1 protein-coding gene is annotated in these 218 nt (G+C 54.1%); it reads left to right on the top strand.

The window, feature by feature from the left end:
* On the top strand, positions 1–218 hold a 218-nt coding region (locus AC0QH1_RS23325; RefSeq protein WP_324633771.1), incomplete at both ends, for a Uma2 family endonuclease.

Raw genomic sequence — 218 nt, 5'->3', positions numbered from 1 at the left:
TTACCCAATGGTGCGGTGCGATCGCCCGATGTCAGTTGGGTAAGTAACGAGCGCTGGGAGGGGTTAAACTTGGCACAACAGCAGGAGTTTTCCCGCCTCTCTCCGGATTTTGTGGTGGAGTTGCGATCGCGCAGTGACGCCATCGAAAACCTGCGGGAAAAAATGCGAGAATATATTGACAATGGCGTGCGGTTGTGCTGGCTAATTGACCCCCTGGA

The sequence above is a fragment of the Phormidium sp. CCY1219 genome, assembly GCF_055795085.1.
The sequence above is the reverse complement of the archived record's forward strand: the minus strand, read 5'-3'. Positions and strand labels throughout refer to the sequence as shown.